At 71.4% G+C, this 14171-nt stretch carries 16 protein-coding genes; 1 reads left to right on the top strand and 15 read right to left on the bottom strand.

What is annotated here, in order from left to right; all coding sequences use genetic code 11:
• Positions 1-454: 454 nt before the first annotated feature.
• Positions 455-1438: a TRAP transporter substrate-binding protein gene (locus SM757_RS33490; RefSeq protein ID WP_322468649.1), complete on the bottom strand. Its 984-nt coding sequence runs from the start codon at positions 1436-1438 to the stop codon at positions 455-457.
• A 92-nt stretch (positions 1439-1530) separates the two neighbouring features.
• Positions 1531-2280: an SDR family NAD(P)-dependent oxidoreductase gene (locus SM757_RS33485; protein ID WP_322468648.1), complete on the bottom strand. Its 750-nt coding sequence runs from the start codon at positions 2278-2280 to the stop codon at positions 1531-1533.
• A gap of 142 nt (positions 2281-2422) precedes the next feature.
• On the opposite strand from SM757_RS33485, the gene SM757_RS33480 reads away from it, so the two are divergent.
• Positions 2423-3343 (top strand): LysR substrate-binding domain-containing protein, encoded by a 921-nt coding sequence (locus SM757_RS33480; protein ID WP_322468647.1) that lies wholly within the window; start codon positions 2423-2425, stop codon positions 3341-3343.
• 102 nt (positions 3344-3445) lie between these two features.
• Here the strand turns inward: SM757_RS33480 and SM757_RS33475 are convergent, their stop codons facing one another.
• The 13 genes from SM757_RS33475 to SM757_RS33415 all read right to left on the bottom strand — a co-directional run.
• A complete protein-coding gene (locus SM757_RS33475) occupies positions 3446-3673 on the bottom strand; it encodes a hypothetical protein (protein ID WP_066330947.1) in 228 nt (75 codons plus the stop codon).
• 193 nt (positions 3674-3866) lie between these two features.
• Positions 3867-4688: a caspase family protein gene (locus tag SM757_RS33470; RefSeq protein ID WP_322468646.1), complete on the bottom strand. Its 822-nt coding sequence runs from the start codon at positions 4686-4688 to the stop codon at positions 3867-3869.
• A 26-nt stretch (positions 4689-4714) separates the two neighbouring features.
• The gene (locus SM757_RS33465; protein ID WP_322468645.1) at positions 4715-5386 is read right to left on the bottom strand and encodes an anti-sigma factor family protein; all 672 of its coding nucleotides are present in this window, start codon (positions 5384-5386) and stop codon (positions 4715-4717) included.
• Entirely contained in the window at positions 5383-5973 is a 591-nt protein-coding gene (locus tag SM757_RS33460; protein ID WP_066330940.1) for an RNA polymerase sigma factor, read from the bottom strand. The genes SM757_RS33465 and SM757_RS33460 overlap by 4 nt, the downstream gene beginning before the upstream one ends.
• Positions 5974-6071: 98 nt before the next feature.
• A complete protein-coding gene (locus SM757_RS33455) occupies positions 6072-6725 on the bottom strand; it encodes an OmpA family protein (RefSeq protein WP_322468644.1) in 654 nt (217 codons plus the stop codon).
• Between the two features lie 185 nt (positions 6726-6910).
• Entirely contained in the window at positions 6911-7624 is a 714-nt protein-coding gene (locus SM757_RS33450; protein ID WP_322468643.1) for a GIN domain-containing protein, read from the bottom strand.
• On the bottom strand, positions 7621-7977 hold the full coding sequence (locus SM757_RS33445; RefSeq protein WP_066330932.1) for a hypothetical protein: 357 nt from the start codon (positions 7975-7977) through the stop codon (positions 7621-7623). Before SM757_RS33445 ends, SM757_RS33450 begins: the two co-directional genes overlap by 4 nt.
• Entirely contained in the window at positions 7961-9526 is a 1566-nt protein-coding gene (locus SM757_RS33440) for a DUF4384 domain-containing protein (RefSeq protein WP_322468642.1), read from the bottom strand. The genes SM757_RS33445 and SM757_RS33440 overlap by 17 nt, the downstream gene beginning before the upstream one ends.
• A 95-nt stretch (positions 9527-9621) precedes the next feature.
• Entirely contained in the window at positions 9622-9948 is a 327-nt protein-coding gene (locus SM757_RS33435; RefSeq protein WP_066330926.1) for a hypothetical protein, read from the bottom strand.
• Positions 9949-10056: 108 nt separating this feature from the next.
• The gene (locus SM757_RS33430; RefSeq protein ID WP_066330923.1) at positions 10057-10629 is read right to left on the bottom strand and encodes a hypothetical protein; all 573 of its coding nucleotides are present in this window, start codon (positions 10627-10629) and stop codon (positions 10057-10059) included.
• Positions 10630-10765: 136 nt separating this feature from the next.
• Positions 10766-12466 carry a caspase family protein gene (locus tag SM757_RS33425; RefSeq protein WP_322468641.1) on the bottom strand — a complete coding sequence of 567 codons (1701 nt, stop codon included), beginning with the start codon at positions 12464-12466 and terminating at the stop codon, positions 10766-10768.
• Positions 12463-13086: a type VI secretion system-associated protein TagF gene (gene tagF / locus SM757_RS33420; RefSeq protein WP_322468640.1), complete on the bottom strand. Its 624-nt coding sequence runs from the start codon at positions 13084-13086 to the stop codon at positions 12463-12465. The genes SM757_RS33425 and tagF overlap by 4 nt, the downstream gene beginning before the upstream one ends.
• The coding region (locus SM757_RS33415) for a type VI secretion IcmF C-terminal domain-containing protein (protein WP_322468639.1) at positions 13068-14171 on the bottom strand (1104 nt) is incomplete at its 5' end. The genes tagF and SM757_RS33415, both read right to left, overlap by 19 nt.

The raw sequence follows: 14171 nt of genomic DNA, 5'->3' as shown, positions 1-14171 counted from the left end.
GACGAAGACCACGCTGAGCGTGACGTACAGCACGCCGCGGCAGGCCAGGCCTATGCAGCGGTCCAGGAGGTTGAGGAAAGCCATGGGTCTCTCCGAAAGTTGAGTGGGCAGCCGAGTGGCTTGGGTCATCGGCGCCGTCTGCGCACAAGTGACAGGAACAAGGGCCAAGGAACTGGCGACAGGGACAGGGACAGGGAACGGGGGGCGGAAGCTTTTGCCGCATCCCGCCAGCTGATGCGCCCCGCCCCCTACCTCGTCATTCCCGCGAAGGCGGGAACCCAGGCGGTCCCCAAGCCAGCCGGCAGCCAGGACAGCGCAACACCGGTGTTCCGGTGGTGCCAACAGCTCAGCTCACGCGCTGTGTGGGACCGCCTGGGTCCCCGCCTCCGCGGGGATGACGAAGTGATGGGCGCGGCTCGTGAGCTAACGGCTGGCGGCTTTCAGCCTCTTCGGCTTACAGCGCCTGCGCCTGCTGCACCACGCGCTTGACGAACTCGCCCGTCGCACCGGCGGACCACTTGTCGTAGACGGGCTTGGTGGCGTCGATGAAAGCCTTGCGGTCCACGGTGTCCACCTGCACGCCCTTGCCCTTGAGCTCGGCCACGAGCTTGTCGTCGGCTTCCCGGGAGAGCTTGCGCTGCAGTTGCGTGGCTTCGGCGGCGGCTTCCTTGAAGACCTGCTGGTCGGCGGCAGAGAGCTTGTCCCAGGAGCGCTTGCCCATCAGGAAGGGCGTGGCCTCGTACTTGTGGCCCGTGAGCGAGAGGTACTTCTGCACTTCGTACAGCTTGGCCGAGGCGATGTTGGCCAGCGGGTTCTCCTGCCCGTCCACCACGCCCTGCTGCAGCGCGACGTACAGCTCGGCGAACTTGATCTGCTGCGCGTCCGCGCCCAGCGCCTGGACGATGTCCACGGTCATGCCATCGGGCGGCGTGCGCAGCTTCAGGCCCTTGGCGTCGGCGGGCAGCTTGATGGGGCGCTTGCTGTTGGTGACGTGGCGAATGCCGTTGTCCCAGTAGCCCAGCACCACCATGCCCTTGGCGGCGGTGCGCTTGGCCAGCTCCTCGCCCACGGGGCCGTCCAGCAGGCTCCAGGCCTGCTTGACGTCGGAGAACAGGAAAGGCAGGCCCAGCGCGGCGTATTCAGGCACCACGGTGGAGATGGCGCCCTGGCTGTTGGCCGACAGGTCCAGCGTGCCGGAGCGCAGCGCCGTCACCATGGCGGCGTCGTCGCCCAACTGCGCCGAGTGCGCCACCTGGATCTCGATGCGGCCGTTGGTCTTGGCCTTGACGGTGTCGGCGAACTTCACCGCCGCCTCGTGGCGCGGGTTGCCCGGCGCGGCGCCGTGGCCCAGCGTGAGCTTGACGTTCTGGGCCAGGGCCGGCAGGGCCAGCGTGGCGGCCAGGGCGAAGGCGGCGGCCGGGAAAATTCTGCGTTGCATGGCTTGTCTCCTGTGCTTGCCGTCTGTTGCGGCGTCAATCAGGTGAAGAAAAAAGCCCGCCGGCCTTTGCGGCCTGGCGGGCGTGGGCGGCGTCAGTGGATGAGCATCCCGCCGTTGACGTCCAGCGTCACGCCGGTGAGGTACTTGGACAGGTCGCTGGCCAGGAACACCACGCAGCCGGCCACGTCGTCGGGGTCGCCGATGCGGCCCAGCGGGATCTGCTCCAGGATGCCGGCGCGGCGGTCCTCGGGAATCTTGCCCTTGTTGATGTCCGTGGCGATGAGGCCCGGCGTGAGGCTGTTGACGCGGATGTTGTCCGCGCCGTATTCCCTGGCCATGGCGCGCGCCAGGCCCAGCACGCCGGCCTTGGCCGCCGAGTAGTGCGGGCCGCCCAGGATGCCGCCGCCGCGCTGCGCGGACACGGACGAGATGCAGACGATGGAGCCGCTCTTTTGTGCCTGCATCGCGGGCACCACGGCCTGCGACATGTAGAGGGTGCCGCGCAGGCTCACGTCCAGCACGGCGTCGTAGTCGGCGGCCGTGATGTCCAGCGTCTTGCGCGGCTGCGTGATGCCGGCGTTGTTGAGCAGGATGTCGATGCGGCCCAGGCGGCGCAGCACTTCCTGCGCGGCGGCCTCGCACGAGGCCTTGTCCGTCACGTCGGCCACGACGCCGATGTGCTGCGGCCCAAGCTCGGCCGCGGCGCCGGCGGGGTTGGCGCCCGCCAGGTCCAGGATGGCCACGCGCGCGCCCTGCGCGGCCAGCATGCGCGCCGAGGCAAAGCCCAGGCCGTTGAGACCGGCCCCGCCGGTGATGACCGCCACCTTGTCCTTCAGAAGCATCGCTTGTCTCCGTATGTGCTTGTGGTGAAGAGTTGGGCGGATTCTTCAGGCCGGCCTGCATGAGCTCAAGCGATAAGATTTCATGGCCACATGAACGGTTTTCATGCGGCAGTGCAGCATCCAACTTGCGTCACCCGCCGCCATGAGAACCTCCCTGCCCCCGCTTCCCGCCCTGCTGGCCTTCGAGGCCGTTGCGCGCCGGCGCAGCTTCGCGCTGGCGGCCACGGAGCTGCACCTCACGGCCTCGGCCATCAGCCACCAGGTGGCGCGGCTGGAGGAGTTCCTGGGCGCGCGCCTCTTCGAGCGCTCCTCGCGCGGCGTGGAGATGACGGAGGCCGGCGCCAAGTACCTGCAGCGCGTCTCCGGCGCCCTGCAGGCCCTCACCGCCGCCAGCGACGACGTGCGCCAGGGCGTGCGCAACACGCTGTACGTGCACTCCACGCCCAGCTTCGCCAGCCTGTGGCTGATGCCGCGCCTGGGCCACTTCTCGCAGGCGCACCCGGGCGTGTCGCTGTACCTCTCGGCCTCGCACCAGCACAGCGACTTCGCGCTGGGCCAGGTGGACCTGGACATACGCTACGGCGTGCCCAACTGGCCGGGGCTGACGGTGCGCCCGCTGTTCGAGGAGCACATCCTGCCCCTGGCCTCGCCGGCCTTCATGGAGCGCTACCGGCTGCGCGAGCCGGCCGAGTTGTTGAGCGCGCCACTGATCCAATCGACGGTGAGTGTGGTGCAGTGGGCCGACTGGCTCACGGCGCAGGGCGTGGAGCAGCCGGTGGAGCGCTTTGCCCTGCGCTTCGACCGCGCGCAGCTCGCGCTGGACGCGGCCGTCCAGGGTTTGGGGGTGGCGCTGGAGAGCAGCACCATCGCGGCCGGCCACCTCGAAGCCGGGCGGCTGCGGCCGCTGTTCGACGTGGGCCGCCATCTGGCCGTGCAGGCGCATTTCCTCGTGTATCCGCCGCGGCACGAGCAGCGCCACGAGGTGGCGCAGTTCCTGCGCTGGCTGCAGGCGCAGGCGCAGGCGCCGCAGGCCGGCCCCGGCGACGGGACCGGCGGCACCTGAAAAGCCCTCCCTGAGCTTGTCCAAGGACTCGCCGCCAACGTGGGCGGCAGGCGCTTGGACAAGCCCAGGATCAACGGTGCGGGTTCGCTGCCACGCGGCGGCTCAGTGCAGCGTGACCGGGGCGACCACCGGGCGTGCGAACTCGCGGCCGATGACGGTGCGGGCGTAGAAATAGTCCAGGCGGGTGCGGGCGTCCAGCGCGTCGATGTCCACGTGGCCGGCCTCGTCGCAGGGGAAGGCGAACACGCGGTCCTGCTGCAGCAGCGAGCTGTAGCGCAGCTCGAACGAGGCTTGAGCGTGCTCGGTGCGGGTCATGGTCGAGGCGTTCATGAAGGGCTCCTTGAAAGCGGTGACTGGATGCCCTTGGGTTGCGGGCATCCGCGCCGCCGTTCATGGTTCAAAAGCTTGAACCGCGAGGACCCGCCTTGCGCGTGAAGAAGGTCACACGGCCGTCTTCAGAGGGCCCCAAAAAGGAATGCCCGCCGAGGCGGGCATTTGGGCCACGCGGCCTGCGCGAGGCGCCTCACCTCACCACCGCGCAGCCCCCGCCCGGCCCGGGCTTGAAGCAGAAATCCCCCGTCAGGCTGGAGCTTTCCCAGGGGACCTGCACGCGGCCGGTCTCGCGCGCCACGCTCAGGCGCACCTGCTTGAACACCATCTCTATGGGCAGTCCCGGCGTCTGCAGCACGCCCAGGAGGTGCTTGGTGTAGAGGCTGTGCGGCTCCTTGGGGTTGTCCAGCGCCACGCCGCCGGGCGCGGTGGAGAAGGCCACCATGGAGCCCAGCGGCGCCTCCACCGGCGCCAGCCCGGCCGGCGTGGCGCCGCGGAACTTCAGCCGCCGCCCGTCCGGCCCAAGAATCTCGGCGCCGGAGAACGGGTTGTTGCGGCAGGCGTCCAGGATGACGATGTTGATGCCCTGCGGCAGCGCCCCCAGGCGCTCCAGCAGCTCGTTGAGGTCGGCGCTCTTGGCCGGCACCTCGTCCTCGGCGCGGATCTCGCTGTCCACGGGCAGCAGGTAGTTGCGGCCTTTCACCTGCAGGCCATGGCCGGCGTAGAAGATCAGCCGCACCGCCGCGCCGCGCGAGTCCATGGAGAAGCGCCGGAAGGATTCGATGAGCTCGCGCAGCGGCGCGTCCTGCACCAGCGAGACATCGAAACTCAGCGCGCGCAGCGCCTGCGCCATGGCCTGCGCGTCGGCGGTCGGGTTTTTCAATGGCCCCACGCGGTAGGCGCTGTTGCCTATGACCAGGGCCACGCGGCGCTCAGGCGGCTCGGCCGGGGCGGCGCGCACGCCGGCCGCGGCCAGCAGCGCGGCCCCGCACAGGGAGCGTCGCAGCGGCTGCATCGCGTGCCGGCTCCCGGTCCGGGGCGTCACTGCCGCGCCGGCAGGCCGTCCACGACCGCCACGCCGTCCACGATGGGGTTCACCTTGAGCTGCGCGGTGATGGCGTCCAGCCGCTGCGCCGGCACGCGCACGTAGTAGTCGCCCAACTGCCCCGGCCCGGCGGCCAAGCTGCCGTTGATGCCCACCAGCAGCATGCGGATGTCGGCCTCGCGGGCATCGGCCTTGAAGTTCAGCTTCAGGTAGGGGCCCTGCTCCAGCGGCGCCGCATCGCTGCGCAGCGTGCGCAGCTCGGTGCTGTCGTCCTCGTGGCGCTCCATGAGCTGCACGATCACCAGGCCCTGCACCGCCACCAGCGCCAGCGCGCCGGCCAGCGCGGGCCGGACGATGGACGGCGGCACCAGCGAGGCCAGCGCGCCGCGCAGCCGCTCCCACAGGCCCGGCTGCACCGCCGCGCGCCGCACGCCCTGCGGCGCGGGCCCTTCCGTGCGAATGCGCCGCAGCGCGCGCTCCAGGCCCACTTCGGCCGACACCGGCGGCACGTCCTCGCGCACGCGGGTCTGCAGCGAGCGCAGCCACTGCGCCTCGGCCTGTGCGTCGGGATGGGCCTGCAGCCAGCGCTCCACCTGCTCGCGCTCGCTCTCGGCCAGCGTGCCGTTGACGTAGAACGGCAGCAGTTCTTCCAGGCGTTGGTCGTTCATGGCGCTGCTCCTGAGAGGGATCCGCCGCCTTCGCGCTCCAACAGCAGCTTCAGGCAGTTGCGCAGCTTCTGCCGCGCGTGAAAGAGCCGGGTCTTGACGGTGTTCTCGGGGCAGTCCTGCACCTGCGCCACCTCGGCCAGCGCCATGCCTTCGTAGAACACGAGGTGGATGGCTTCGCGGTGCTCGTCCGTGAGCCGCTCCATGCAGTGCTGCACGCCCTCGCGGCGCTGGCGCTGCGCCAGCAGCTCGAAGGCGCCGGCGTCCTCGCTGGCCACCACTTCCGCGATGTCCTGCAAGTCCTCATGGATCGCGTCGGGCTTGCGCGAGCGGAAGGCCATGAGCACCTTGTTGCGCGCAATGCCGATGAGCCAGGTGCTGAACAGCGAATCGCCGCGAAAGCGATCCGGTGCCTTCCAGACTTCGTACAGGGTGTCGGCCACGATTTCCTCCGCCTGCGCTTCGTTACCGAGTTTTCGGATCACGTAGGCATAAAGCCGACGCGAGAAGGCCCTGTAGAGCTCGCGGAAAGCGGCCTCGTCGCCCTGGCTTATGCGCGCCAGCAGCCGCAGCACCTCGTCGTTGTCCATGGTGGAAGTGCGCCGATGGCACGGGGAGCGGTAGAGGGTTCATGGTAGAGGCCGCCTTGTTGAATGGGAACCGCGTGGACGGCGTGTGCCGGGCAGGCTCACTCGCCGCGGAATTGCACGCGGCGGTTCTGCGGCGCATGCGGGTCGCGGCCGGGCAGCGGGTCGTACTCGCCCAGGCCCACCGCGCGCAGCCGCGCCGGCGCTATGCCGTACTGCGCCACCAGGTAGCGCCGCACCGACTGCGCGCGCCGCAGCGAGAGCTGCTCGTTGTAGACCTGGGAGCCGGCGGCGTCGGTGTGGCCTTCGATCAGCACCGCGCGGCTGGCCGGGAGCAGCTTGATGCCCTGGGCCAGCGCGTCGAGCTGGCGCCGCGCCGCGGGCAGGAGGTCGGCGGAGTTGAAGGCGAATTGCACCGGCAGCGCCAGGGCCGACGTGCTTTGCGCCGCCGCGGGGGCGCCATCGGCCGCGGCGGCAACCGTGGCGGCGGCCGTGGAGGGATGGGCACCGGGGTCCGCCTGGCCCGTGGTGGCCAGCGCCATCTGCTGCGGGGCGGCGGGCGCCTCATCCAGCAGCCGCAGCGCGCGGTACTTGATCTTGCGCGGCGCGCCCAGGATGGCGGCCACGTCCTGCGGATCGACCGCCTCCTGCTCGCCGTAAAGCCGCACCTCCTGCGCACGCAGGGGTTCAGCCACGAGCGCGGTGGCGGAAGCCAGCGCCAGGGCCAGCGTGGCGAGCATGAGGCGGTGTTTCATGGCGGGTCCTTCTTCGGTGGGCTTGCGCAAAGGCAACGGTTGACGCTGGGTTGCCGCGAGCCGCCATGCGGTTCAAGGTTTTGAAGAGCCCGCCGGGCGCGATGCCCGCACGCCAACGCGCGCGCCGGGGTGCCGCTCCCACGGCACCCCGGCGTCGCCACGCAAGCGGCTTCAGGGCCGGCGCATCAGGCGCCGCCCTGCTCCACCGTCCCCGCCCCGCTGATGTCCTGCTCCACCACCGGATGCCCCCGGTAGCGCACGTTGCCCGCGCCGGCGATGCGCGCGATCAGCCGCTGCTCGGCGGCCAGCTCGGCGTCGCCGCTGCCGGCGATCTCGATCTCGGCCTGCCGCGAGGCCAGGCCCGCGGCCTGGTAGCCGCTGGCGCCCGCAATGAGCACGTGCTGGCGCTCCACCGCGCCGCCGTCTATGGCCAGCAGCCCGGAGCCGGCCAGGCGCACGTCCAGGCTGCGTGCGCGCAGCGCCGCGATGCGCGTCTCGCCGCTGCCGGCCAGCTCCAGCGCCAGCGCGGGCGTCTGCAGCGCGCCCACGTGCAAGTCGCCCGCGGCCTGGCTCTCCAGCGCGACCAGCGCGCGCAGCTTCAAAAGCAGCCGTAGGGGCGCCTGGGTCACGACGCGCCCGGGCAGGAAGCCGATCTCCAGCCGCCCGCCGCGCACCCCGACCTGCAGACGCGCCAGCACGGCCGGTTCGGCTTCGACGTTCAGGCTCTCCTGCGTGCCCTGCTCAATGAAGAGCTCGCCGCTGCCTCGCCACAGCACCGAGTTGAAGCCTTGCACGGCAAAGGACCGCTGCGCCGCCGCGGCGAGCTGCCATCCGCAGGCCCACAACGCGGCGGCGCCGGCCAGCAGGCAGCCGCGGCGGGAGAGGCGCTGCGCGCTCATCGCCGCCCCGGCGCGACGTCGCTGCGTATCAGGCAGGTCGCGTTGCCGGTGTCGGTGAGGATGACGGGGCGGCGCTTGCGGTCCGTGCCGCGCAGCTTCAAGCCGTCCAGCGACTCGCCGTCGAGTTCCACGTTGCGCTGCTCGAACAGCAGTTGCCCGTACTGCCAGCAGCGCAACTGGTAGCCGGCGGGCGGCGCCTCGGCGGCGGGCCGTGGCGGCACGGCCTGGCGGTCCACGTCCACGCGCCCGGCGTGGGCGGGCGGCGCCAGCAGCGCGCCCAACAGTCCCAGCGCGGCCAGCGCCGGCCAGGCTCCGGCCCAACGGCCGGCGCGGGGGTCACTTCGGTTGGACATGGAAGCTCTCCTGCGCCAGCGCCCCTTGGCTGGCCTGGGTGAAGGCGGTGCGCACCTGCTCCAGCGAGGCCCCGGGCAGCGTCTCGAAGTCCGTGCCCAGCACCGCCTGCGGCAGTTGCTGCGCCACGTCGCGCGCGGTGGCGAAGCAGGCCACCGTCTCGCTGGCGCCGCGCTCGTTGGCCACGAGCTGGAAGCGCATGCTGCCGGGCAGCGCCAGCGGGCGCGCCGCGGGCACCAGCGAGTCGCGGGCGAAGCGGTTCGGATAGAAGCGCTGCACCTGCCCCTTGTCGTCCTGCAAGTAGCAGTACACGTGCGCGTCCTGCGTGGGTTTGATGGTCAGGCTGAAGGCCTCGCCGCGCGCCAGGCGGCCTTGCGGCGCCGAAGGCTCCAGGGCCAGGCCCAGTTTGGCGGGCGGCTGCGCCGGGGCTTGCGCGGGTGCGGGCGTGGCAATCCACGTGGCCGGCTTGTCCGGTGCCTTGATCTTGTTGTGGTCGGCCGCGAGGTAGGCCTTGAAGAAAGCCTCGTCCAGCAGCGACTTCTTCTCCAGGCCCAGCTCGCCGCGGTAGTTGGCGATGGCCTCGTCGATGGCCGAGTTGAACTCGCCGTCTATGGGGCCGTCGTAGAAGCCGCGGCGGCGCAACTGGTTCTGGAACCACGCGATCAGCTCCACGCGGCTGCCGGCCATGGCGAAGTACCAGTCCGACACCTCGCGCTGAATCTCGGCGCTGTCCGCGGCGTTGGCGCCCAGGCAGCTCCAGTAAGGCGTCTTGGTGAGCTTGCCCATGAGCTCCACCACGGCCAGCTCCACCAGGCCGCGCAGCGCCTGCGACTGCCCTTCGGCCTTGCTCAGCGTCATGCTGTAGCTCACGCCGAACTTGTGATAGGCCGCGTCGCCGTCCACGCCCTTGCCGTGCTTGAGGATGACCACCGAATTGCGAGAGGTCACGCCGGGCAGGATGGACATGTCCTCGGTGCTGAGCACGCTCAGGTCCAGCCCCATGACGTTGGAAGCCGCGTCGCCGGCCGCGCCCAAGTTGATGAAGGGCGCAAAGCCGATGCCGAAGTCCTTTTGCTTGCGGATCACGTTCTCGTCGAACTGCGACACCGAGCCCTTGATGTCGTACTGCGGGATCACGTCGTACACGCTCTGGCGCTGCGCCGAGGCCAGGAAGCCGATGACGTTGGCCGAGTCCTTGCCGTAGGCATTGACGCGTATGGCGCGGCTGCGCCGCGTCATGTCGGACACGGCGGTGATGAGCATGTCGCGCGTGCCGGCGTTGACCTTCTTGGTCTGGTCCAGGATGTCCTCGACCAGCATGCTCACGTCGCGCACGCCGTAGGTGATGAGCAGGTCGTCCATGCAGCGCAGCGCGCCGGAGAAGCCGGTGATGGTGCGAAACGGCGGCAGCTCGGGGCCTATGGTCGCGGCCTGCGTGCCGGTGATGGTGTCCTGCTTGACGTCCAGCGTGGAGCAGCCGGCCAGCACGGCCACGGCGGCCAGCGCCAGGCCCAGGCGGTGCTTGGGCGTTGCGGTGCACGGGGATGCCATGGGAGACCTCATTCGCTTTCTTGCCTGCGCGCCCCGCTGATGGGGTGTCCGGCGCGAGCCGCGTTGCTGTGGGGAGTCGGACGGGCAGCGGGCCGTCAGCGGCAGCCGCCTCGTGAAACCATGTTGATGGCGTTGGGCGCGAAGATGAACACCTCGCGCGGCGCGCGGCCCGGGCGGCCGCCGGTGTCGATGTTGCCGATGTTCTGGCTGCCGCAGCCCGCCGTGTCGTCAGGCTCGCCGGGCACGTTGGCGGCACGGGCCTCGGCGGCGCGCTCCAGCGCGCCCTGGCGCACCTTCTCCTTGGCGATCTTGGCGCGAAAGCGCGTGTCGATGTCGAAGTTCTCCTCGCCCGCCAGGACGGGCGCGCAGGCGACGGCCAGCAGCGTGGTGAGTGCGAGGCCCTTGAGCGTGCGAGCGTTCATGTGGTGTCTCCAGGCAAGGAATGAGGCCGCGGCGCCCGGCCGCGGCCCTTGGGCCGTCGCCGCACCCGTGGCGGGCGCAACGGTGGCCGGACCGCCGGCACGGGCCCTTCAGCGCGCCACCCCCACGCGCTGCGTGGCGGAGCTGCCCAGGCCGGTGGAGCTGTTGGCCATGCCGTTGGCCACCACCGTGACGTTGTTGAGCACGCCCTTGTTGGCCGCGCCGCCGATCTCCTGCGTGGCGCTGGAGCCCAGGCCGGTGGAGCGGTTCGTCGCGTTGTTGGCGGTGATGGTGGAGCGCTCGATGCGGCCATCGTTGACGGCGAAACCGATGGACTGCGTGGCCGAGGCGCCCAGGCCCGTGGCGCTGTTGGTGGCGTTGGTGGCGTTGACCGTGGAGTTGTTGATCTGGCCGTTGTTGCGCACCACGCCGATGTTCTGCGTCGCGCTGGAGCCCAGGCCGGTGGAGCTGTTGCGCGCACCGTTGGCGTTGATGGTGGAGTTGCGCAGGCGGCCGTTCTGCTCGGCCACGCCGATGTTCTGCAGCGCGCTGGCGCCCAGCCCCGTGGCGCGGTTGCTGCCGTTGCTGGCGTTGATGTTGCTGTCGGCGATCTCACCGGCCATCGCGCCGAAGGCGGACAGGCCCAGAGCCAGAACAAGGGCGGTCGTGCGGAAAGCTTGCATGGCGGTTCTCCAAAGTCGGTCGCTGTTGAGGGTTGCGCGGTGGCTTGCGTTCTTTCGTTTTCGCTTGCCATCCGCTCTTTCAGTTGCAGCGGCGCCGAACCCGGTTCAAGCCTTTTTCGAAAAACCGAAAAAATCTTCAGTGCAGCTCGTACTCCACCAGCTCGAAGCTGGTGGCCTCGCGCAGCGTGCCGCCCACGCTGGTGGAGATGGTGCTTTTCACCATGCGCTTGACGGCCGGCGCGTACCAGACGGTCTGCTCCATGCTCACCGCCTTGCCCCCGCGCGGCGCCACGCGCCCGCTGAGCACGACCTTGAGCGCCCGGAAGCGGCCGGCGGCGACCTGGATGTCCTCCTCGCCCTCCACGCGCGCCTGCAGCGGCACGCTGAGCTGCTCCACCCGCCGCGACGTCGTGCCCAACGCCTCACCCGGCTGCCAGCCGCCCGCGGCCAGCAGGTAGGGCGAGAACTCCGGCGGCGTGAGCGTCCAGCCCGGCAGCTCATGAAAACCCGGCGCCAGCGCCGCCACGGCGGTGCGCAGCTTGGCGTCGGAGGTGGTGCTCCAGCTCTCGGCCACGCCCTCGGCGGTGAGCGCCTCCACGCGGGCGCTCACAAACAGGTCACCCAGGCGGAACTGGTCCTGCACCCGGTAGCGCCAGCGGTCACCCACGCGCGGCAGCGCCTGCGCATGCGCCACGCCGGCCGGCAGCGTGCCCGCGGACGGCGGCGGCGCGGGCACGGCCACCGGTGCAGCGGCCACGGTTTGCGAGGGTGGCAGCTCCGCCTGTGCGGGCAGAGCGGGCGAAGCGGCGGTGGATGGGCCGGTGGCCGGCGCCGCCGCCACACCCGCCCCCACGGTGGTGGCCGCTGATGCTGCGGCCACCGCGGCCGGCGCGGCTGTGAATGCCGCCAGCCGCGCCTGCGCCAGAGAAGCAAAACGGCCCTGCGGGTACTGGCGCAGGTAGGCGCGATATTCGTCGGCGCGGCTGGCGCTTGAAATGCTGTTCCAGAAGGCGATCTCGCCGGCCTCGTCGCCCCCTTGCGCCAGGGCCGGCGCCGCCACGCCGGGGACGAAGGCGAACTCGCCCTGCAGCGAAGAGCTTTCCCAGGGCACCTGCTGCTGCTGCGTCTCGCGCACCACGCCTTCGCGCACGCGCTTGAAAACCTGCTCCACCGACAGGCCCGGCGTGAGCAGGTGCCTGGCCAGGTGCGCGGCATAGACGCCGTTGGCGCCGCTGCCGGAGTCCGCCGCCAGCTTGCCTGGCGCGGTGGCGTAGGCCAGCAGCGTGCCCACGGGCGCGTCCATCTGCGCCAGGCCCTGCGCCGACACCGTCTTGCCCAGGAAGGGGTTGTTGCGGCAGGCGTCCAGGATCACCAGGTTGACGGGGCTGCGCGCATGCGCCATGCGCCCAAGGACGAAGCCCACGTCGATGCCGGCAATGGGGATCTCGTCCTCGCTGCGGATTTCCGCGTCCACCGGGATGAAGTAGTTGCGGTCGCGCAGTTGCAGCCCGTGGCCGGCGTAGTACAGCAGCGCCACGGTGTTCTCGTTGAGACGGTTGCCGAAGCCGCGCAGCGCCTCCAGCAGCGCGGCGCGGTTCAGGTCCTGCGCCAGCGTCACGTCGAAGCCGGCCTTTTTCAGCACGCCGGCCACCAGCCGCGCGTCGTTGACCGGGTTGTCCAGCGGATCGCCGCGGTAGGCGGCGTTGCCGATGACCAGCGCGATGCGCGCCTGCGTCACCTCGCTGCCCTCGCCCGCCCCCAGGGCCCGCCCCGCCGCGACCAGCAGCACGGCCGCCAGCATGAGCAGGTACAGCCATTGGCGCGGCAGCGGCTTCATGCGCAGGCTCCCAGCAGCCCGCTGAGCGCCTGCACCGGCGGCAACGCGTCGAAGTGGCAGCGCAGCTCACCGCCGGCGCTGGGGAACCACCACAGGCTGCCCGCAGCCGCCTCGGGGGCCGCGGCTTCGCCCGCCGGTGCGGGCAAAGGCGAGTGCCGCACCGCCTGCGCCAGCGTCCGCTCCAGGTCGTCCACGGTGAAATCCACGTCCAGCGCCAGGCGCATGGCGGCGTCCAGGGCCGCGAACCAGCCCGGCGCCGCCTGCGCCTGCGCCAGCGGCACGCCGGCCTGCGCCACGGTGAGCGGGAAGTGGCGGCCGACGCGGTCCACGCTGGGCATGACCAGGCCGGCCCAGGCGCCGGCGCCCAGCAGGCCCGGCGCCAGCCAGAAGCGGACGATGGGCGCCACCAGGTAGCCCGCCAGCCAGCGCCCGCCCAGCGCCTGGCGCGAGACGGCCAGCGCCTGGCCCAGCCAGGCGTCCCAGCCGACGATGAACGCGTCAGGCAGCCGGCGCGAGGCGAAATCGCCCAAATGCGGCAGCTTCCCGTACCAGCCGGGCAGCAGCGCCGCGGGCGTGGGTGCCATGGCGGGGGTCAGGGTCGTCACAGGTGTCTGGGACATGTGAAGGACTCCAGCTCGGTGCGCAGCAAGGGGTTGAGCGCCGTGGCGCTGCGTGCTTCGAAGCGGGCCTTGCGGCCCTCCACGTCAAAGACCAGCGCCACGCGGCCGCCGCCCAAGGGCTCCATGCGCACGCGGTCGAACAGCCGCAGCAGTGCCCAGGGGCCCTCGAAGCTGTAGCCGCTGCCCTGCCCGGCGCGCAGCGTCACGCGGCCGGGCGCGTCCGCGGACGCCGGCCAGCGCAGGGTCTGCGCCGCCTTGAGCTCGCGCCGAAAGCGCAGCGCCTGGCCGTCCACGTCGATGCTGAAGTCCGACAGCGCCGGGTCCAGCTCCAGCAGCCGCAGCTCCAGTTGCACGCCGAAGCGCCGGCCGCCGTCGCTGAAGAAGGCCTCGCGCACCTGCCGTGCGCGCTGGAAAGCCGCCGGCGCGGCGCTCTCGCCGTAGGGCAGCAACTGGCGTTGGACAAAGCCGTCCACCACGCCGCCGGTGCCGAAGAAGCGGATGAAGTCCTCGCGGGCCACCTCCTGCGCCGCGCCGCGCGCGAAGGGGTAGCGGCCTTCCAGCGCGCGGCTGCAGGCGGTGCCGACCTCGGCCGAGAGCTGGCGCGACAGCGGCTCGCGCAGCGCGGCCAGCGCCTGTGCACCGGCCGTGGCGGCAAAGGGCGACAGCAGCGCATTGACGGGGGCAGGCGCCTGCGCCGCGACGGTGGCCAGGTTCTTGAGGGCCGGACCGGGCGGCGGCAGGTTGCGGTTGCGCAGCGCGTCCTCGATCACGGTGAGCTGCTGGCCCGCGGCGCCCAGCAGCGACAGCGCGTCGTCCAGCGGCGCGGGCGTGCCGGCCACGAAGCGCGCCAGCGCCTCGTGGCCTTGGGCCAGCACGGGTGACGCCGCCACCTCGCGTGCCAGCGCGCGCAGCAGTTGCGCCAAGGGCGAGTCGGCGCGCGACAGCGCCTGCGCCAGCTCGATGCTGGCGGCCGGCGTGGGCGTGGGCGCCAGCCGCAGGTCGGAGATGAAAGCGTCCCATTGGCGCGCGTGGTCCGACAGGTACAGCCGCTCCACCGCCTCGGCCAGCGAGACGTTGGGCGAGGC

Source organism: Azohydromonas lata, from assembly GCF_034427735.1.
GTDB classification, from domain to species: Bacteria; Pseudomonadota; Gammaproteobacteria; order Burkholderiales; family Burkholderiaceae_C; genus Azohydromonas; species Azohydromonas lata.
Note: the sequence above shows the minus strand (reverse complement) of the source record. Positions and strands in the feature narration are given on the sequence as shown.

Excerpts from the sequence above, each read along its gene's own strand:
- SM757_RS33445 (WP_066330932.1), bottom strand. The coding sequence starts at position 7,977 with ATGTCCAACCGAAGTGACCCCCGCGCCGGCCGTTGGGCCGGAGCCTGG.
- SM757_RS33450 (WP_322468643.1), bottom strand. The coding sequence starts at position 7,624 with ATGAGCGCGCAGCGCCTCTCCCGCCGCGGCTGCCTGCTGGCCGGCGCC.
- SM757_RS33440 (WP_322468642.1), bottom strand. The coding sequence starts at position 9,526 with ATGGCATCCCCGTGCACCGCAACGCCCAAGCACCGCCTGGGCCTGGCG.
- SM757_RS33460 (WP_066330940.1), bottom strand. The coding sequence starts at position 5,973 with ATGGACAACGACGAGGTGCTGCGGCTGCTGGCGCGCATAAGCCAGGGC.
- SM757_RS33435 (WP_066330926.1), bottom strand. The coding sequence starts at position 9,948 with ATGAACGCTCGCACGCTCAAGGGCCTCGCACTCACCACGCTGCTGGCC.
- SM757_RS33470 (WP_322468646.1), bottom strand. The coding sequence starts at position 4,688 with ATGCAGCCGCTGCGACGCTCCCTGTGCGGGGCCGCGCTGCTGGCCGCG.
- SM757_RS33475 (WP_066330947.1), bottom strand. The coding sequence starts at position 3,673 with ATGAACGCCTCGACCATGACCCGCACCGAGCACGCTCAAGCCTCGTTC.
- SM757_RS33425 (WP_322468641.1), bottom strand. The coding sequence starts at position 12,466 with ATGAAGCCGCTGCCGCGCCAATGGCTGTACCTGCTCATGCTGGCGGCC.
- tagF (WP_322468640.1), bottom strand. The coding sequence starts at position 13,086 with ATGTCCCAGACACCTGTGACGACCCTGACCCCCGCCATGGCACCCACG.
- SM757_RS33465 (WP_322468645.1), bottom strand. The coding sequence starts at position 5,386 with ATGAACGACCAACGCCTGGAAGAACTGCTGCCGTTCTACGTCAACGGC.
- SM757_RS33485 (WP_322468648.1), bottom strand. The coding sequence starts at position 2,280 with ATGCTTCTGAAGGACAAGGTGGCGGTCATCACCGGCGGGGCCGGTCTC.
- SM757_RS33490 (WP_322468649.1), bottom strand. The coding sequence starts at position 1,438 with ATGCAACGCAGAATTTTCCCGGCCGCCGCCTTCGCCCTGGCCGCCACG.
- SM757_RS33480 (WP_322468647.1), top strand. The coding sequence starts at position 2,423 with ATGAGAACCTCCCTGCCCCCGCTTCCCGCCCTGCTGGCCTTCGAGGCC.
- SM757_RS33430 (WP_066330923.1), bottom strand. The coding sequence starts at position 10,629 with ATGCAAGCTTTCCGCACGACCGCCCTTGTTCTGGCTCTGGGCCTGTCC.
- SM757_RS33455 (WP_322468644.1), bottom strand. The coding sequence starts at position 6,725 with ATGAAACACCGCCTCATGCTCGCCACGCTGGCCCTGGCGCTGGCTTCC.